Here is a 17,380-nt window from a genome sequence, read left to right on the forward strand (position 1 = left end):
CTATGATGTTCTTACAGTTTTCTCCCAGCTTAGCGATCACTTGGCATTTTTTAGGTTATCGATCATCAGGCGCATATCAAATGGATTTCAAGTAAGTGAAAACTGGTTCTGTGCAGATGGGCAGGTTGGTCAGACGGTAGCAAGACGGCGGACTGGTCCTAAGATTTTTGTTGTAATAAGTAATGGGTAATAGGCAATGGGTAATAGGCAATAAGCAATAAGCAATTGAATTCATGTTGTTGAAAACAGATTGACGACATTTGATCGTCATCCAACTTTTAGGAAAGCAAAAATGAATAAAATGTTTTTGGGATTAACGATCAGAATGCTGACTTGTGCCGGCTTATTAGCGACACCTTTTACGACGCATGCCGCCAAGGTTTTTATGATGGGCGGTGCGACAGCAGAAACCAATAATGAAATCTATGCCGGATTGCGCGCATCTACCTCGCGCAACTGGACGCCTAACACCAGCATCTATACCAATTGCGTGACTGATTGGAATACGACAACTTGCCCGAGAGTTGCCGTCGTCACGGCATCGGCAGATACCGCTGCCTCCGGTGACAACGTGTATAACAATGATGATGCGACGACCGGTGCGCTGAGTTACATCAAGCTATTCCAAAAGCATGGTTTTGCTCCAAAGCATATCACTGCGCATGCGGATAATTACACCAACGATTCTTATTCTGGCAATGCAGTAGGAAACGCTAATATCGCCATCATTAATCAGGCCGACGTGGTGTTTTTTAATGGTGGTGATCAGTCGCGTGCTGCCAGAACTTTTTTAACTAATAGTGGCGCTGATACGCCATTGATGGCGGCATTGCGCACTCGTGTCAACAATGGCAGTCTGGTGATTGCAGGTACATCGGCAGGCACCATGATTCAGGCAAATCCTATGATGGGCGAGGGCGTTGCCTACGGTGTTTTGTACTTCAACGCCAACTTTGCACCTAAGAGTGTTGGCAGCGCGACCGGTTTAAAAGATGACCGCAGCGGTACCAGTTCACTCGCTTATTTAGAAAATGCCGGCACGATGACAGGCTTTGGATTTTCTGGCACCAATGTCGCAGTCGATACCCATTGCAATGCTCGCGGACGCGTCGCCCGCTTGCTGGCAGGGATGAGAAATACCTCAAAAACGCAAGGTGTTTGCGTGGATGAGGATACCGCTATTTATCTCAATGGCAGTGCCGCAACGATCTACGGTTCCAACGGCGTGAGCGTTGCCGATACGGCCAATGCGATCTTCCCAACGGCCTCGTATTTTAAAGTTACCGGCGCACAAATTACCTACCTGACCAGCGGTGACGCCTATAACTTTTCGACTAAAACAGCGACCAGCAGCAAGAGCCTGATTACACGGCCTTACAATGCAACCTACTATGACTCGGCTGCGATTTTAGACCCGAACGAGATTACTAAATCATTGACCTGGATCGTAGACAGCACCACGGCTTATAACGTCGGGACTGCACCCAAACCAGTCTATACATCGGGACCAACTTACCCGTCCAGCGCGATTGCGTACAAAATTAAGTTCTACAAAGATAGCAATACCAAAGGCTATTACAGCAGCGGAAAATATAGTGCTGTCAGAGTATTGGTCGATATTTATTGAACCTACTACGTTGAATGAAAAAGCCGCTGATGTTGAGTCAGCGGCTTTTTTATTGCTCAATTTCCTCGGTATATTTTGTATATCGTTGCAGTATCGTTTATTTAGTGCGAACATCAAATACTGGCTTAATCTCTTATTTTATAATGAAAAGAAAACCTCGAAAGACTATAGTCGTCGTCATTTTTTTAGGCTTGATCACAGCCGGAATTATGCTGACTCCTTTTGGTTGTTCCGTGATTGGTGGTCGATGGGGGAGCACTTGTGTTTCCCCTCTATGTGATTATTTTGGCGATTGTGGTCAGTGGGCTGCGCCAATGATTAATTGCGATACTTTGCCGCTGCAAACATCTAAAGCGCGAGTGCATTTTTTGTTTGGGCGGCCATGGCGTGTTAGTGGCAATACTGAATATTGGGCTTTTGAAAAAGTGCCAGTATTTCCGAAAATCACGTATAGCGATGCGCGTGTTAGGCATGTCGCTTGTCTGAAGACGCCTGAGTTGTCAGTCGAATAGACAGACCAATATTTTTATTAAGGATTTTATGCCCTCCTTCGACCAACTTACGCTACAAACTGAACGTTTACTACTGCGTCCATTTAAGTTAGACGATGCTGCCGACTTGCTGTCGATTTTTTCTGATCCGCTTATCACAAAATATGGCATTACTTTGCCATGGACAGAGTTAGAGACTGCGCAAAAAAGGATACAGCGTGATTTAAAAGAAATGCCTGTGGGTGACAGTTTGTGTTTGGCGATAGTGCGATTATCTGACAATCAATTATTGGGTGACTGTTCGCTTTTTCATTTCTCTGAACAATGTCGCCGTGCCGAAATTGGTTATGTCTTGAAACATGCAGCCTGGGGGCAGGGCTATATGCAAGAGGCTTTGCTGGCATTGATTCAGTATGGATTTTCTGAACTTCGGCTCAATCGTATTGAGGCGGATATTGATCCCATGAACCTGGCATCTGCCAGATGTCTGGAGCGACTTGGCTTTAAGCTGGAGGGCATGTTGCGCGAGCGCTGGATTGTGGCCGGCGTTGTGTCAGATTCGGCTATGTATGGCTTGCTTGCGAGTGACTGGGCTGCGCGTAGTTAAGCGTTGGAGCTTGCTGATCAAGGCATGAATTCTATAGTGATAGAGTGGTGTTATTTGTATACTCCTGCGGTGTATGTATTAGTCGTCCATATAAAGTTTGGTCAATCAGGCATATTTATGGAAAATTAGGGGGAGTATATTCATTTCTGACAAGGATAAGATTTATCTCTACGTCAGTTTGAGTTGAAAAACCTTGTCGCATAATATCCTGCCGATCCCGCCGCTGCGCTGACACATGCGCCCCAGATGATGTCGATGACGGTGAGTGTTGGAGACCAGCCTTTTAAGGTGGCAAGATTGCTGAGGTCGTAGGTGCCGTAGGCAACAATACCCAACAGGCCACTCATCAGTACAGCGGTCAGCCAGCTTTGTTCACGTACGGCTGGCATGATGGCGAATACCAGCAAGCCAAGCAGATAAACGAGATAAAAAGTGGCAGCCGGAATCATCTTGGGCTCGGCCAGCATCAGCGGGCCGAGTTGAGATTGATAAAAGTTCTTGGCTACGATCGTAAGCCAGATAAAATCGAGTACGCAAAATACTACTGCCGCGACCAGATAGGCAACAAGGTAAGTGTTAAACGATTTTGTCATGACAGTAGAGGATGGTTAGGTTAGGAGTGTTCGTTAGACTAACTCAATTTAGCCGAAATTTTCGATTACGATTCGAGATAATGAGGGATGCACTTTTCGTGTAGTTTTGATGTGAGTTTGTTGTGAGTTTGCTCTGAATAAGACGCTCATGGCGAGCCATGAGCAACTAATAGTGTCAAAAATGACCAGAAACGCGTGGCCAGCACGTAAATAGCACTACTGGCTTGCCTAATACATTCACTCCTAAGCATCAAGAATCAGCAGTGTTGATCTCAAAACTGAAGTTTGGCGTGTTCACCTAAATTCTGTTGATGTTCACCGGTAATCGCCGCTTTGGCCATCTGATATAGCATATCCATTTTATTCGTTTTGCTATCCCAAATCTCTGCCAAGTGGATATGCAATTTGATCAAAGAGAGTTGCGGATCATCCAGGCCGGATGGAAACCATGCCGCGACTTGGGATGTCCACAACTGTTTTTCTTTGGCTTGGTCTTTGACTAGTTCGACCGTACCGGCAATCGCAATGTAGAGATTGTCAGATGGATCTGCAAAGCTGACGTTGGTCTTTGGATGGCGCGTAAGATCTAAAGCCAGTTGAGAATTGCTGGACACAAAAAACCACATAATGCCATCGTCATCCGTCGCTTGAGCAGTCATTGGACGACTTGATAAACTCAGGTCTTCGTTGATCGTTGTCATCATGCAGAAATGAATATGCTCGATTTTTGAACGTAAGGTTTGAATAGAATTGCTGTTATCTGACGACATGATCATTCTCCTGAATTAAGAATGATTAACGATATAGCAGGTAACGGGATGGCTCTGTGCGGTATCACACACCGGCGAGCTTAGCATGCATATTGATAGGTCTTACGCAAAAAAGGAAAGCCACTTGCGGCCTCTGTGTCTCTGTGCGTTTGTGGTGTGGGGTTTTAGTTTTTGCGTAAGTCCTATCGATTAGAAAGCGCAGGATATTCGACTTAGGAAAACGCTATCGCCATGACGAGACGTGAACAGGCCGCTTGAGCGATAGCGTGACTAAAATAGTGGTTAGATAAAGTCTTGCTCGGATTCCCGCTTCAGTCTGCGTACTACTTCCCAATCTAATTCGACATCACGTTTTTTTTCTAACGCGTCGATATTTTTGATTTTTTTGCCTTCTACAAATTTACCGGATAACAAGTGGCGTGGTTTGGTTGGCGCAGAGACAAATCCGTGGCTTTCCCAGAGCGATCGGCGCAGGGTAGTGCCCGCCAAAATACCATAATCGTCACCGCTGCTGACACCTTTTTCTGCGACGACGGATTCGCCTGCCTTGATGTATTTGGCCGCGTAGATAGTGGCTTTGGTGGCAATCCAGCGGCCGCAATGGATTTCGCCGTTCAGGCTGCTAATTTCACCGCTGGCGCGTAATGTGCCCCAGGTGCTGATGTCGCCATGGCAGACAATCGCGCCGGTTTCCAGATTGCCCTGGCAGGTAACATTGCCTGCGAATAGCGTGCCGGTGACAGTGATGTCGGTTTCGCTAAATACTTCACCTTTGCAATTGGCGTCGCCTGCGATCAGGACTTCGCTCGCGCTTAAATGACCGCCGATATATTGGACCTCAATCACATCAAAGACATCATCCAATTGCACGCTGCCATGACAATCCAAGACGTCGCAAGCCAGATAGCCGAGCGCTTGGATGTCGCCAAAGCCACCAAAAATTTCATGATGCGCATCACGTTGCAGAATAGAAGGATGGACTAATTTGTCCATATAGCTGCTGCCGTCCTTGCTGGCTTTGGCTTGATCAAGTTCCAGCATGCGCGCCATCCATTCGGCATTGCAACCTGTCTTGAGTAAAAATTCGACTTCGATATCGCCGCCGCAATCGAGTGCCTGGCCGACATACAGCGATTGAACCTGAATATTGCCTGTCACAGTAATTTTGCCAAGGCAAAATACTTCTTCTGCCTGCAGATCACCGTCTACCAGCAAGTCACCGCCGACGATGAGTTGTGTTGCGATCAGCAAATCGCCCTGAATATGCACATCGCCTGTGCTGGCAAATTGCTTGCGCTTAAGACGTTTAGCTTGAAAAGGCGCGGGTGTGTTTGACTTGGTAGACATAGTAGTTTCCAGTGGAGGGAACGCGGTGCGTCCGAGAATGAAGTCGCTATTATCCTCGGAGCTTGGCTTGCTGGGGAAGTTTAACTGACGCGATGCTTGATTGACCAAGCAGAAGCTATATTTTGATACTGAAGTTTTGTAGTTGCTCGTCGTCCTCATGACGACGAGAGGTTTTGCGACGGATTATTTTGGCGCGGGTATCAAATAAAATCGCTACCGAGGATGGCGCGCGCTCGGTCTGGCGGCGGTCGTTGCCACGGCGGCGATCTTCTCCACTGCGGGCGCCATTGACAGAAGCAGGTGTCGCATTGCTCACGGGTTGGTCATCTGGTTTTACCTTCTGTGGAGCTTCGTCATCAGATTGCGCAACGGTTTCATAGCCCATATGACGTGTATCAGCGGGAATGACTTGGTTGACGCGAGGAAATGAAAAGAGTTTCATACAAATTTGCTGAGTGTTATCTGTGACGTGCTGTATCAAGTAGTTTTAATCTAGTTAAGCTAAATAACGGCAAAACCTGCGCTAACTTAAATTAGCGATCAATTTTCTATAAGCGTGATTAAAAAATATATTTAAATGAGCAAGTTGTTGGGTGTTCTCTTGTTATTAACTAAGTGTCATTAACCAAGTGTCATTGACTACGCTAAAGAAAAAAGAGCATTTTGATCATTGATGCCAGCCGTGAAATATCGAAAATCGGTACATGACCGACTTTAAGTTGTGAGCAAAACTAAGTGCATTGTCAATGTCGATTACAATGCGCTAGCGCAAAACCAACCGAAAAAAGTACGGCAAAAAACTCAGTGGCAGACCGCATGACTCTCACGTAATCGATGTGTAATCGACGTGTAATCGACGTGTGATCGATGTCTAATTGATTACGGTTGCTATCCGGTTCATTTGTGCCCGCGTATTTTTTCTGTTTGATAAGCGCTCCTTGCTACCCATTTTTGTAACGATGTACATCATGCCAATGAACTCCCCAGATAATCCTCAAATCCACAGCGTTTTGCCAGAGTCGGCGATAGCAATGGCGACCAAAAATATTGCCGATATTTTGTCAATGGCGATGGAGCATCAGCTCGCACACAAAGCTCTGATCGTCGCTGATCGGGGCTGCGGTTTGTCTTTGGCGCTGAGTGAGGCGTATCGACGTTGTTTACCAGACGCACAGTTCATTGATTTTGATCAGGTAAGCCCGGAAGAGATCCATGCCGTGTTTGAGACTCTAGCGCCATCCGATCTGGTGGTGTTGGTACAAACTACCAGTTTCCGTCTGGATGCCTATAGGGTAAGGGTCGAGTTATTTAAGCGTGGTTTAAAAGTGATTGAGCATGTGCATCTGGCGCGCTTGTCGGCTGCTGAGGCATTGATTTATATCGATAGTCTGGCCTACGACCCTGCGTATTTTCGCGGCGTCGGTCGGGCACTAAAAGATAAGATTGACCGCGCTGGCAGTGCGGTGGTCGAGAGCGGCGAGGGCGCACGTCTTGTATTTGCTTCGCCATTAGAGCCCGCTAAATTGAATATTGGCGATTACACTGGCATGACCAATGTCGGCGGCCAGTTTCCGATTGGCGAGGTATTTACTGAGGCGCAAGATTTAGAAGCGGTTAGTGGTCGCGTGAGAATTTTTGTATTTGGCGACAGTAATTTTATGGTCAACAAACCAGCGCACCCGATTACGCTGGTCGTAGAAAAAGGCCGGGTCATCGACGTCATTGATTCCACGCCCGAGTTTGATGAGGTCTTAGCCAGTATCCGTGCTGCCGAGGGCGAAGTCTGGTTACGTGAATTGGGATTCGGTATGAACCGGGCATTTTCAGCAGATCGTACCGTATGCGATATCGGCACTTACGAACGCATGTGCGGTATTCATTTATCGCTTGGTGCAAAACATGGCGTATACACCAAGCCGCAACTCAAGCGTAAAGATGCGCGTTTCCATGTCGATGTTTTTGCCGTAACCAATGCCGTGTTATTGGATGACGAAGTTGTCTACCGTGATGGTGCGTGGCTGGCGTAATTGGTGGGTTTTGTAGCCGCTAATTTGGATGTGACTATCAAGGTCGGCTATCAGGTTCGTGTATGGCGCAGCAATAGCAAAATGCGCTTATGAATATTCAGTATCCTTCTGCTCCATAAACGATTGTCATGCGCCTTAAACGCATGTAAAGAGCGTAAGTCTTTAATCTTGTCGTAGATACTCTCGATCAATTTGCCCGTGGGCTTGCCTGCCCATGTGGCGAGATCACTTTTCTCTATACCCTCGTAGCTTGGAATGTCGTGGCGCTGGACTGAATCAAAATCAAATCCGCTAGCGTTCAGACGATCAAACACTGTTGTTGAGAACGACGGGATGACATCGGCTGGCGGCACATGGTCTTGTACTACCCTAAAACATAAGCGGGAATTTTCTTTAATCTCTTCAATCAGGGCACGGACGTCGCCTTTGTTTTTCGCACTGACATCTCTGAACCATTGCATAGCTTTGGCAGCGGTAGAGATGACGTTGAGGAAGGGCAGTAGATTTTCTATCATAGGGATTACAAGCGGTCGCTGTCAGTATCGCGCTAGCTTACGTAAAGTTGAATTCCTTGTCTATCCGTTACGCTTAGATTTTCCACTTTGACTAGGATGACTTCTCAGAAGCGTAGATCGGATGCCTTGTTCTGCGTCATTCACCGATGTTTCGCTATTGACCGAACGATCACTGCTATTGGCCGAAATCAGGAAGACATTTTTCCCCACATCTATTATCTTGAACATGTCGACGCAGCAAGAGCAAATTGATTAAAAAATATAGTGGGTCTGTACAAAGTACGATCCGTTCATTTTAATAAGGGAGTCATGATGAACTCTGATATTTCGCAAGCTAGTATTCAACAATACAGAAAACAACGTCAACGTAAATCGGTGATCTGGGGATTGGTATTGATCGCAGTCGGTACTATTTTTTTATTAGAGCGGCTGGGGTATGTTGATTTGCACCCTTACATCGGCGAAAAAATTCGCTGGTGGTACGGCTGGCCACTGGTGATCGCTATCGTTGGTTTGGTTGAGGCCTTAAGTGCCACTATGCTGGTGCAGGTGATTAAAGGGATCTCGCAAATAGCCATAGGATTGTGGCTGTATGTTTGTCTGACTCAACTCTGGGACTGGACATTTCAAACCAGCTGGCCGATTATCCTCATCATTTTTGGCGTTACTTGGGTCGCTACCGGCATAACGAATTTGTCAGAAAAATCAAATAAGGAATCACAATCATGAACCAGTCACATAATCAACGTCGCGTCTTAATTGGCGCTATCGTTATCATCTTTGGTGTGTTGGCGTTGGTAGACAACTTACATTGGTTTAACGCTCGCGACTATATTCAATTCTGGCCCATGGTATTCATTGCTTTTGGTGTTTTAAAACTGTCGCAGACGCGTGCTACTTCAGGCTATATCATCGCTGGTGGATTAATTGCCGCCGGAGCGTTGATGACATTATCCAACCTTGGTTTTATTATTTTCCGGATGCGTGACTGGTGGCCGTTGTTTATTATTGTGGCGGGCCTCGCGGTCGTCTTCAAGGGTGTACGCAAAGACCGCTTTAGCGACAATAATAGTGACCAGCTTGGGGATAATACCAATACGGGATTATCTGGTTTGAGTAGCATGGGCGATAGCAGTATCGACGCAATCGCTGTCATGAGTGGCAATAATATGAAGGTCGTATCACAAAATTTTCGGGGTGGTGAAGCAACCGCGATTATGGGTTCAGTAGAGATCGATTTACGCCAGGCATCTATTCAGTCTGAAGCAGTCTTGCAAGTCTTTGCTGTCTGGGGAGGCATCTCTTTAAAAGTACCTGCTGATTGGACCATTGTCAGTAATGGCATACCGATTATGGGCGGGATTGAAGATAAAACTATTCCTCCGATGACGGCGACCAAACGCTTGGTGATTGAAGGTTATGTCGTAATGGGTGGCGTTGAGATCAAAAATTAATTTATATTTATATAGATGAGGACTTATGCAAAATTTCGCTAGCAAAGTGCTGCAATGCAGTTAGGGCAGTTTTGCGTAAGTTCTATAAACGTAATTGGCTGTATTTATTAGCTCTATTTTTTAGCTCTATTTTTTAGCTTTATTTATATCAAGCACACCGATTAGACCAATGATAAAACCAATAGTCTCTAGCATGCGTAAGTTGATGTGGTATCTGATGGCATGGCTATTGGCTGGCGTGGTGATTGCTGCCTTATTAGTGACAATGGCAAATATTAGTTGGGGAGCAGGTCTTGGGTTTGCCATCCCGGTTAGTTTGATTTATGGCTTTGTCGCTGCTTCTGCATTCTATGTTTGCCGCTCTTTGCCTTTTGAAAAGCGGCAATTTCTTTTGACGCTGGTGATTTTTGGCGGCGCGTCATTGTTGTCTGGATTGATGTGGCTATTGCTCTGCTACGCATGGAATTATTTGGCGCAAGCAATACGTCATTCATTTTTATATGGTGCAGATACAGATAGTAATTTGACTGTAAATTTGATCGTAATAACGCAGCCGATGTCAGTCATGCTGTTTGTAGCTGGTTGTGGTTTTTATTTGCTTTCTATCTTAGTGCATGACGTTCTGATTGCACTTGACAATATGCGCCTGGCAGATCGCCGTGCAGCAGAGTCTCGGGTACAGGCACGTGATGCAGAGTTGCAGGTTTTACGGACACAAATCAATCCTCATTTTTTGTTTAATAGCCTGAATTCAATTAGCGCTTTAACTTCGATTGATCCAATTGCCGCTCGTACGATGACTTTGGAGTTAGCGCAATTTTTTCGTCAGACTTTGGCTTTGTCGGAAAAAGAACAGATTCCCTTAACAGATGAAATCAGCTTATGTCGGCATTTTTTAGCGATAGAAAAAATCCGCTTTGGTAAAAAATTGCAAAGCGATATTCAGGTTAGCGACACTGCGCAAACGGCATTGATACCGCCTATGTTATTGCAGCCTTGTATTGAGAACGCGATCAAACATGGTATCCGTGATTTGACCGAGGGTGGGACTATTACACTACGCGCAATGACAAGAGGTGACTGGTTACATGTCACGATAGAAAATCCTGTTGATATCAACCCAAGTACGACCGTAGGAAATGGCTTAGGCTTAAAAAATAGTCAGCAACGCTTACGTTCTTTGTATGGTGAAAAAGCGCGTATCAGTTGGACAAGAAATACAGAATTCTTTATCGTAGAAATAGCGATACCACTTAGTATCGTCAATCTTTAAAAATACTAAAAAATGATGAATCCTATAAATGTATTGATCGTTGATGATGAGGAATTAGCGCGATGCTTGATCCGGGAATATCTGCGCGCGCATCCAGATATTGTCATCGTAGGTGAGGCAGAGCACGGACTTGATGCGGTGAAGCAGATTAACGCGCTTAATCCTGATTTAATATTTTTAGATATCCAGATGCCTAAGCTGACTGGCTTGGAAGTGCTGGAGCTGACGGGCAGACAGGCTGGGGTGATCTTTACTACCGCTTACGATCAATATGCCCTTAAGGCATTTGATCTACATGCGATTGATTATTTACTCAAACCATTTTCACAAACACGATTTGATGAGGCCCTTGCGCAGGCACGTAAATCAATCGCGCAACTGGTCAATCCGCAAGCCACCGCGATCCAGCAATTGCTGTCAGTGCCGGGCAAACTACTGGACCGTATTTTGATCCGTGACCGAACTCAGGTGCATGTTATTCCCGTAGATAAGATGGAATATGTAGAAGCGCAAGATGACTACATCAGTATTGTCAGCGACGCAAAATCTTACCTGAAGACGCAATCTCTGTCGGAGCTGGAAGCGCAGCTCGATCCGAAAAAATTTGTGCGGGTGCATCGTTCATATTTAATCAATATTGAACAGCTGAAAAGTATAGAACGTAGCACCAAAGACAGTCATGTTGCGATCATGCGCTCTGGCAAACAGATTCCGATCAGCCGGACTGGTTATGAACGTATCAGGCAGATTATGTAAACAGGCCATGTCAGCAGATCATGCAAATTAAATGACACAAAAATCACAATTACTTAGGGCTAATTGAAATAGATAATCACTAAGTTCTGGCGCAAGAAGGCCTTAGTATGTTGCGTAAAACTAACGGGCGATCTTGGATGGTAATCGATTATTGTGTCGCATTTACGCACTTTGCCAGCGCTAACAATCGACGAAAAACGATCTAAAAATTGACAGTCGCTACTGATAATTTTTGGTCGCCTCAGATGGAGTATTTTTTGAATAGTTCACTTTTTTCTCAAAAAAACATAAAAAACAATGTTTTTTACCTCCCGCAGCGATAAGTCTTTTGCTCGCATTTCATTATCGCTTTTTATTCGCTAGTCCCATCCTAAAAAACAAGTAAAGAACTTGTAAGCAATTGTATTGACTTCATTCCATGACGATCAGATACTGCAATGCTATGAAAAAGAGACCCTCTTTTTCAGTCTATTTCAATAACGATCCCATAAAGATTCTGAGACTCCGATGAAAAAATCACTCGTATTATTTACTGCGCTGACAGCATTGAGCAGCGCTATCAGCGTTGCTTACGCCAACGAAGGCATGTGGATGCCGCAACAATTGCCAGCCATCGCCAAGCAATTAAAAGCGGCTGGCTTAAAGCTTGATCCTGCCAGCTTAACTAAATTGACTGAGTTCCCTATGGGCGCGATCGTTAGCTTGGGTGGTTGCTCCGCATCGTTTGTTTCAGATCAAGGTCTGGTGATTACTAATCACCACTGCGCTTACGACAGTATTGCCCGTAACTCCACACCAGAGCGTAACTATCTGGCTAATGGGTTTTTGGCAAAGACAATGGCGGATGAACTCCCGGCATCCCCAGGCAGCCGGGTTTTTGTGACCAAGGATGTCAAAGATGTCAGTTCTAAAATTATCAGTCCTGAGGTCGCTAAATTAGTCGGTAAGGCGCGAGTAGATGCGATAGAAAAGAATGAAAAAGCATTAGTAGCAGAATGCGAAAAAGATGTCGGCCATCGCTGCAATGTTTATCCTTACTATGGTGGCTTAGAGTATTACCTGATCAAGCAATTAGAAATTAAAGACGTGCGCCTGGTACATGCACCAGCCGAAGGTGTAGGTAAATTTGGTGGTGATACCGATAACTGGATGTGGCCACGTCACACCGGTGACTATAGCTTCTTGCGTGCTTATGTCAGCAAAGACGGCAAGTCAGCAGAATTCAGTAAAGATAACGTCCCATACAAGCCTACGCACTATCTGCGTCTGGCTAAAGAGGGCGTGAAAGAAGGCGACTTCGTCATGGTAACTGGTTATCCGGGACGTACCAATCGCCATCGTTTGCCTTCAGAAGTTGCTTATACATTCGACTGGAACTATCCAGCCTATGTCAAAGCCTCTGGCGAACAACTGGCTGTGATCGAACGTGAAACCAAAGATAGCCCGGACAAAAAATTGAAATACGCTGGCATGGTTGCAGGCGTTAACAATTACTATAAAAACCGCCAAGGTATGTTGGATAGCTATGCCGGTAGTGATTTATTAGCCCGCAAGCAAAAAGAACATGCGGACTTGAAGACATGGATCAATGCTGATGCTGGTCGTAAGCAAATGTATGCAGCAGATATCGACGCGATCGAAAAACTCATCTCTGAACGTGATGCAGAAAACCGCCGTGACTTCTTGCTAGCCTATTCTTCACCTCGTTTGTTAGCTTCTGCACGTAGCATGTATCGCCTGGCAAATGAGTCAACCAAGCCAGACGCAGAACGTAAATCTGGTTTCCAGACACGCGATCTGCCACGCTTTAAAGCGGGTGTCGCCGCGGTAGATCGTAGCTATGATGAGACCGTTGATAAAGCATTGGTACTGAACTTCATGACTAAGTACGCAGCGCAAGCGAGTAAAGACCGCAATGCGAATTTTGATGCTGCCGTTGGTATTAAAGATGGTATGAAAGAAGCCGACATTAAAGCTCTATTAGATGCAATGTATGCGGGTAGCAAACTGGCGATCAAAGAAGAACGTGCGCCTTGGCTGGAACGCAAACCAGATGATTTCAAAGCTAGTAATGATAGTTTCATCAAAGCTGCTGTTGCGATGTATGACGAAAGTCTGAAGCGTGAAGCACGTGACGAAGAGATGGCTGGCAAAATTCAGCAAGCCTATGCAAACTACATGAAGGCAAAAATCGCTTTCATGAATAGCAAAGGTCAAGCGGTTTATCCTGATGCTAACAGCACTTTGCGCGTTACTTTTGGTAAAGTCGCTGGTCGTCCATATGGTGTTGATGGCACAAGTTGGACCGCCTTTACCAGCCTGCATGGTATCGAGAAAAAAGCGACTGGTACTGGCGAGTTTAATGCCCCACAAAACCAATTGGATGCAATCAAATCCAGCAAATATGGTGCCGACAGCAAATACTATGATGCCAAGTTGAAATCAGTGCCGGTCAATTTTATGGCGACATTGGATATTACAGGCGGTAACTCTGGCTCTGCAGCATTGAACGCTAAAGGTGAATTGGTTGGCTTGGCATTTGACGGCACTTTAGATTCCATCATCTCTGACTGGGATTTCAACGATGCAAACACACGCGATATCCAAGTAGATTTGCGCTATGTATTGTGGGAAATGAAAAACGTTGATAAAGCCGATAACCTGCTGAAAGAATTACGCGTAGAGTAATTAGCTAAAGTAATAAAGAAAAAAGACGCCGTTCTTTGAACGGCGTCTTTTTTTATTTCTATTCAGACTAAAACAGCAACTGGTAGCACGCGTAGTGTCAATGAGTCGCGATATTCAACGACAAAAACTTATGATGGCAATGCGTTCAGCCGTCCGGCTTCTGCCATTTCTCTTATAACGCGTATCGTATCAATATCCGCTTCCTGATAAGCAGAGCGGCGATATTCGTTGTACATCTCATTCGCGATATCTTCTTCCGCGCTATGACCATCGTCATATAAAAAACGCACGAATAAAGCATCCGGCGAGGGTTCTTCAATCTTCATTAATAGCGACGACTGAGGAATATCCTTCTGCGCTGCTACGTCATACAACACCGAATCAAGTTCGACAAAACGAACCTCATCGCTAATCACTAAATCGCCATAACGCAGACTACGTGAGAATCCGTTTGTATTGCGTGCAGTGATCGTACTCTCATCAAGGTAAGGCACAAATAACTTGGGAGACTCGGCGCGCAACACCAAGCCACGCCACAATTGTTCGCGCGTAATGACATCGTTCAACGGATTAAGTATGTCGTTGATTTCTACTAAGTGTTCAAATTTCATATGCAAATTCCTTGTGGACAGCGCTTAGTTTACTCTGCTTCTAAACCAATTGCCACGCAAGCGAGTCGAGCCTACTTTTGGGTTTGACATTGAGTTTCAAATTCAGGCGATTTATGCTGCGATGAAAGGCAGCTTATTTGTCTGGTCAAATCTAACTCATGTAAATCACAAAAACTTCATATCAAACGCACGCTCTATGAACCAGATCGCTGCCAGAATCGCGATGACGACCGAGCCACCAATCAAGATCAGGCGACGATAAAACCAGCTTGTTCTTAATGCAAATGCGATGGGTAAAAATGCGGCAACAATCGCTAACTGACCACCTTCAACGCCCAAATTAAATCCGACCAATGCCAGGATCAAGGCACCTTGCGGCAATCCAAGATCAGTCAACACACTGGCAAATCCGAATCCGTGTATCAATCCAAATAAAAACGCCATGACCCAGCGTCGTTCCCGGAATAGAGGATAAATATTATTTAGTGCCGCGATGACGACCGATGCTGCAATCGTCGATTCTACCCAGCGCGATGGCAAACTAATGACGCCTAATGTTGCCAGCGTCAGCGTGATGGAATGCGCCAGCGTAAACGCCGTAACGATTTTTAATACCGACCAAAATGCTGGCTTAAAAGCGCTGACGGCCTGCCATTTTTTATCCTGGCGGAACACCACTGCTGGTAGGAGTAAAGCTAACAAAAATAGAATGTGATCAAAGCCGATCCAGATATGCCAAACACCTTCTCGGGCATAGTCCAAAAATTGTTTAAAGCGACTGACTTCACTGAGCTTGAATTCCTGAGTTGCTTTATCCGGACTAAATATCGCGGTACTGGATTGCCCTTGATAATCGAGCCGCAACAAACCCTTGTGCTGGGGATCAATATCAAAAAACAGATTGTACTTAGCTTGCAGTACGCTGATGGGCGTAGGACATTCTGCTTTAAAGCGCATCACTGCATAAGCACCATCTGTATGATCATCGACCAAATGTTCTGTTACTTGTATCGGGCAATCCTTGCCTTGCGCTGAGACGTGCAAGCGTGACATGGCATAGGCTGCAATCTCCGTATGTTTGGCACGAACCTCGCCCCAGGTAATTTCGGCATCACCATTGGCGTCCAGGCCAATCGCAAAATCTAAATCGCGCAGGGCGATATCCCATTGTCCGATGATGGAGCTGTCCTTCACGCTCAGACTAAGATAGCTGTCGCTGGGTTTGTGGGCAGATGCGGTCAGAGCAAAAAACAGACCGGCTAACAAGAGAATTAAGCGTTTCATCAATGAGCTACCTGCATTGCTTGTAGTTGTTTTAATTGCTGACCCAGCTTGATTAAATAAGCGTCTTCTATGTGACTGCTATCGAGCCACTGCAAAACAGCTTGAGCCGCATTGGGGTCTTTGAGTGCTAAGGCGGATTCCAAAAAGATGCGCGCATCACGTGGTTCTAATTGGACTTTCCAGTTTTCTTGCGCCAGAGCCAGTGCTTTTTTAGGGTTGGCTTTTACCTGCAGTTCGAATCTGGCTTCTTCTTGTTGGTGTACTGTGTCGCCCCTTAGCTGCGCTGCGACATAGCGTGCTGTTAATATGGATTCACTTTCTTTTGCTTCCGGCATATTCAGAATTCGCTCAGCAAATACCAGGCGCAGCAATAAGTTATCCGAACGAATTTTGTCTTTTAACAGCGTGACCACTTCGGTAGGGCGTTTCTGGTCTAACAGAAAATCCGCATACGCCGCGAGTAGAAATGTGTCTTGAATACCCAGTGCCAATGCTTGTTTGAAATGTGCTTCAGTGCGTTCAATTTTCCCTTGCCTCTGACTTAGTTCGGCAAGTCGTATCAGTACCCACAATTGTAGATCGGGCGCGACCTTATCTCCGTCGCTTTGTGCGTCTTTTAAAGCATCGTTAAAAGTGGTGTTTAAGGTATCGTAGGCGCTGGCTAATTTCCCGGTTAAACCATCAACCATGGTTTCGCAGCCGACTACGATCAAATCATTGGTTAGTCCATCCAGCGCGCGGCAATCGGATCTAGCCAAATCATATCGGGCCTGAACAATTTCAATCACCGCTCTCAGCACACGAGCTTGAGGATTTTTTGGATCGCGTGCGATTGCCTTATTCAGATCCGATGTCGCACCAGAAAAATCGTGGCGGAATTGCAACAGCCCCGCGCGTAGCACCTGGACATCGATTGGCGGCTCCGGCATATCCCACCAAGGCTTGAGCGCAGCCTCCGCATAGCCTAGATAACGCGGATCGCCTTCTTCACCCACCATTCCATAATAGCGACGCGCCAGTTTGACGGCGACCTCAACATTCTTTGGGTTGCGCTGCAACTCAGCACGCATCTGCGCCAGCTCACGTGCCACAGGATCATTGGGCTTAAATGGTAGTCGCTCCAGCACGGTCGCGTCATTGGGCGGGATGTGCGCTGCTGAAAATGCTGTTGTTGCAGTGCAAAACAAGAGACTTAAAATGAGTAGCTGACGTGGCGCAAAATGGGTAAAAGAGGGCATCGGACGATCCAAAAAATTGGGTGTGACTGCAAAGTGCCATCGATCGCGCATCATAGCAACAAGACTACAGGCATGCAATTTGACTGAAGCGACTTTGAA

General features: G+C 45.8%; 17 protein-coding genes. 9 read left to right on the top strand and 8 right to left on the bottom strand.

Features of this window, described 5'->3' with window-relative positions; all coding sequences use genetic code 11:
- The first annotated feature begins 292 nt into the window (after window positions 1–292).
- From RGU72_RS00160 to RGU72_RS00170, 3 genes are all read left to right on the top strand, one after another.
- A complete protein-coding gene (locus tag RGU72_RS00160; protein ID WP_322117805.1) occupies window positions 293–1,627 on the top strand; it encodes a cyanophycinase in 1,335 nt (444 codons plus the stop codon).
- Between the two features lie 209 nt (window positions 1,628–1,836).
- Complete coding sequence (locus tag RGU72_RS00165; protein WP_322117806.1) at window positions 1,837–2,139, top strand: hypothetical protein; 303 nt, start codon at window positions 1,837–1,839, stop codon at window positions 2,137–2,139.
- A 28-nt stretch (window positions 2,140–2,167) separates the two neighbouring features.
- On the top strand, window positions 2,168–2,725 hold the full coding sequence (locus RGU72_RS00170) for a GNAT family N-acetyltransferase (RefSeq protein WP_322117807.1): 558 nt from the start codon (window positions 2,168–2,170) through the stop codon (window positions 2,723–2,725).
- 173 nt (window positions 2,726–2,898) lie between these two features.
- Here RGU72_RS00170 and RGU72_RS00175 read toward each other — a convergent pair whose 3' ends face one another.
- From RGU72_RS00175 to RGU72_RS00190, 4 genes are all read right to left on the bottom strand, one after another.
- Window positions 2,899–3,318 (bottom strand): DUF2177 family protein, encoded by a 420-nt coding sequence (locus tag RGU72_RS00175; RefSeq protein ID WP_322117808.1) that lies wholly within the window; start codon window positions 3,316–3,318, stop codon window positions 2,899–2,901.
- 272 nt (window positions 3,319–3,590) lie between these two features.
- Entirely contained in the window at window positions 3,591–4,088 is a 498-nt protein-coding gene (locus RGU72_RS00180; RefSeq protein WP_322117809.1) for a pyridoxamine 5'-phosphate oxidase family protein, read from the bottom strand.
- Between the two features lie 282 nt (window positions 4,089–4,370).
- Window positions 4,371–5,435, bottom strand: coding sequence for a hypothetical protein (locus tag RGU72_RS00185; protein WP_322117810.1), 1,065 nt, complete (start codon window positions 5,433–5,435; stop codon window positions 4,371–4,373).
- 115 nt (window positions 5,436–5,550) lie between these two features.
- A complete protein-coding gene (locus tag RGU72_RS00190) occupies window positions 5,551–5,877 on the bottom strand; it encodes a hypothetical protein (protein WP_322117811.1) in 327 nt (108 codons plus the stop codon).
- A gap of 526 nt (window positions 5,878–6,403) precedes the next feature.
- Here RGU72_RS00190 and RGU72_RS00195 point away from each other — a divergent pair.
- A complete protein-coding gene (locus tag RGU72_RS00195; protein WP_322117812.1) occupies window positions 6,404–7,462 on the top strand; it encodes a hypothetical protein in 1,059 nt (352 codons plus the stop codon).
- A 50-nt stretch (window positions 7,463–7,512) separates the two neighbouring features.
- Here the strand turns inward: RGU72_RS00195 and RGU72_RS00200 are convergent, their stop codons facing one another.
- The gene (locus tag RGU72_RS00200) at window positions 7,513–7,977 is read right to left on the bottom strand and encodes a hypothetical protein (RefSeq protein WP_322117813.1); all 465 of its coding nucleotides are present in this window, start codon (window positions 7,975–7,977) and stop codon (window positions 7,513–7,515) included.
- Window positions 7,978–8,289: 312 nt separating this feature from the next.
- Between RGU72_RS00200 and RGU72_RS00205 the strand changes: the two genes are divergently transcribed.
- From RGU72_RS00205 to RGU72_RS00225, 5 genes are all read left to right on the top strand, one after another.
- Complete coding sequence (locus RGU72_RS00205) at window positions 8,290–8,706, top strand: LiaI-LiaF-like domain-containing protein (protein WP_322117814.1); 417 nt, start codon at window positions 8,290–8,292, stop codon at window positions 8,704–8,706.
- Window positions 8,703–9,431 (top strand): LiaI-LiaF-like domain-containing protein, encoded by a 729-nt coding sequence (locus RGU72_RS00210; RefSeq protein ID WP_322117815.1) that lies wholly within the window; start codon window positions 8,703–8,705, stop codon window positions 9,429–9,431. The genes RGU72_RS00205 and RGU72_RS00210 overlap by 4 nt, the downstream gene beginning before the upstream one ends.
- A gap of 193 nt (window positions 9,432–9,624) precedes the next feature.
- Window positions 9,625–10,704: a sensor histidine kinase gene (locus RGU72_RS00215; RefSeq protein WP_322117816.1), complete on the top strand. Its 1,080-nt coding sequence runs from the start codon at window positions 9,625–9,627 to the stop codon at window positions 10,702–10,704.
- Between the two features lie 15 nt (window positions 10,705–10,719).
- Window positions 10,720–11,460 (top strand): LytR/AlgR family response regulator transcription factor, encoded by a 741-nt coding sequence (locus RGU72_RS00220; RefSeq protein WP_322117817.1) that lies wholly within the window; start codon window positions 10,720–10,722, stop codon window positions 11,458–11,460.
- 507 nt (window positions 11,461–11,967) lie between these two features.
- Window positions 11,968–14,148: a S46 family peptidase gene (locus tag RGU72_RS00225; RefSeq protein ID WP_322117818.1), complete on the top strand. Its 2,181-nt coding sequence runs from the start codon at window positions 11,968–11,970 to the stop codon at window positions 14,146–14,148.
- Window positions 14,149–14,276: 128 nt separating this feature from the next.
- Here RGU72_RS00225 and RGU72_RS00230 read toward each other — a convergent pair whose 3' ends face one another.
- The 3 genes from RGU72_RS00230 to RGU72_RS00240 form a co-directional block, all read right to left on the bottom strand.
- Entirely contained in the window at window positions 14,277–14,759 is a 483-nt protein-coding gene (locus tag RGU72_RS00230; RefSeq protein WP_322117819.1) for an SRPBCC family protein, read from the bottom strand.
- 165 nt (window positions 14,760–14,924) lie between these two features.
- The gene (locus RGU72_RS00235) at window positions 14,925–16,043 is read right to left on the bottom strand and encodes a HupE/UreJ family protein (protein ID WP_322117820.1); all 1,119 of its coding nucleotides are present in this window, start codon (window positions 16,041–16,043) and stop codon (window positions 14,925–14,927) included.
- Window positions 16,043–17,281, bottom strand: a complete 1,239-nt coding sequence (locus tag RGU72_RS00240; protein WP_322117821.1) for a hypothetical protein — start codon at window positions 17,279–17,281, stop codon at window positions 16,043–16,045. Before RGU72_RS00240 ends, RGU72_RS00235 begins: the two co-directional genes overlap by 1 nt.
- Window positions 17,282–17,380 lie beyond the last annotated feature (99 nt).

Origin of the sequence: Undibacterium sp. 5I1 (assembly GCF_034314085.1) — a bacterium.
Lineage (GTDB): Bacteria > Pseudomonadota > Gammaproteobacteria > Burkholderiales > Burkholderiaceae_D > Undibacterium.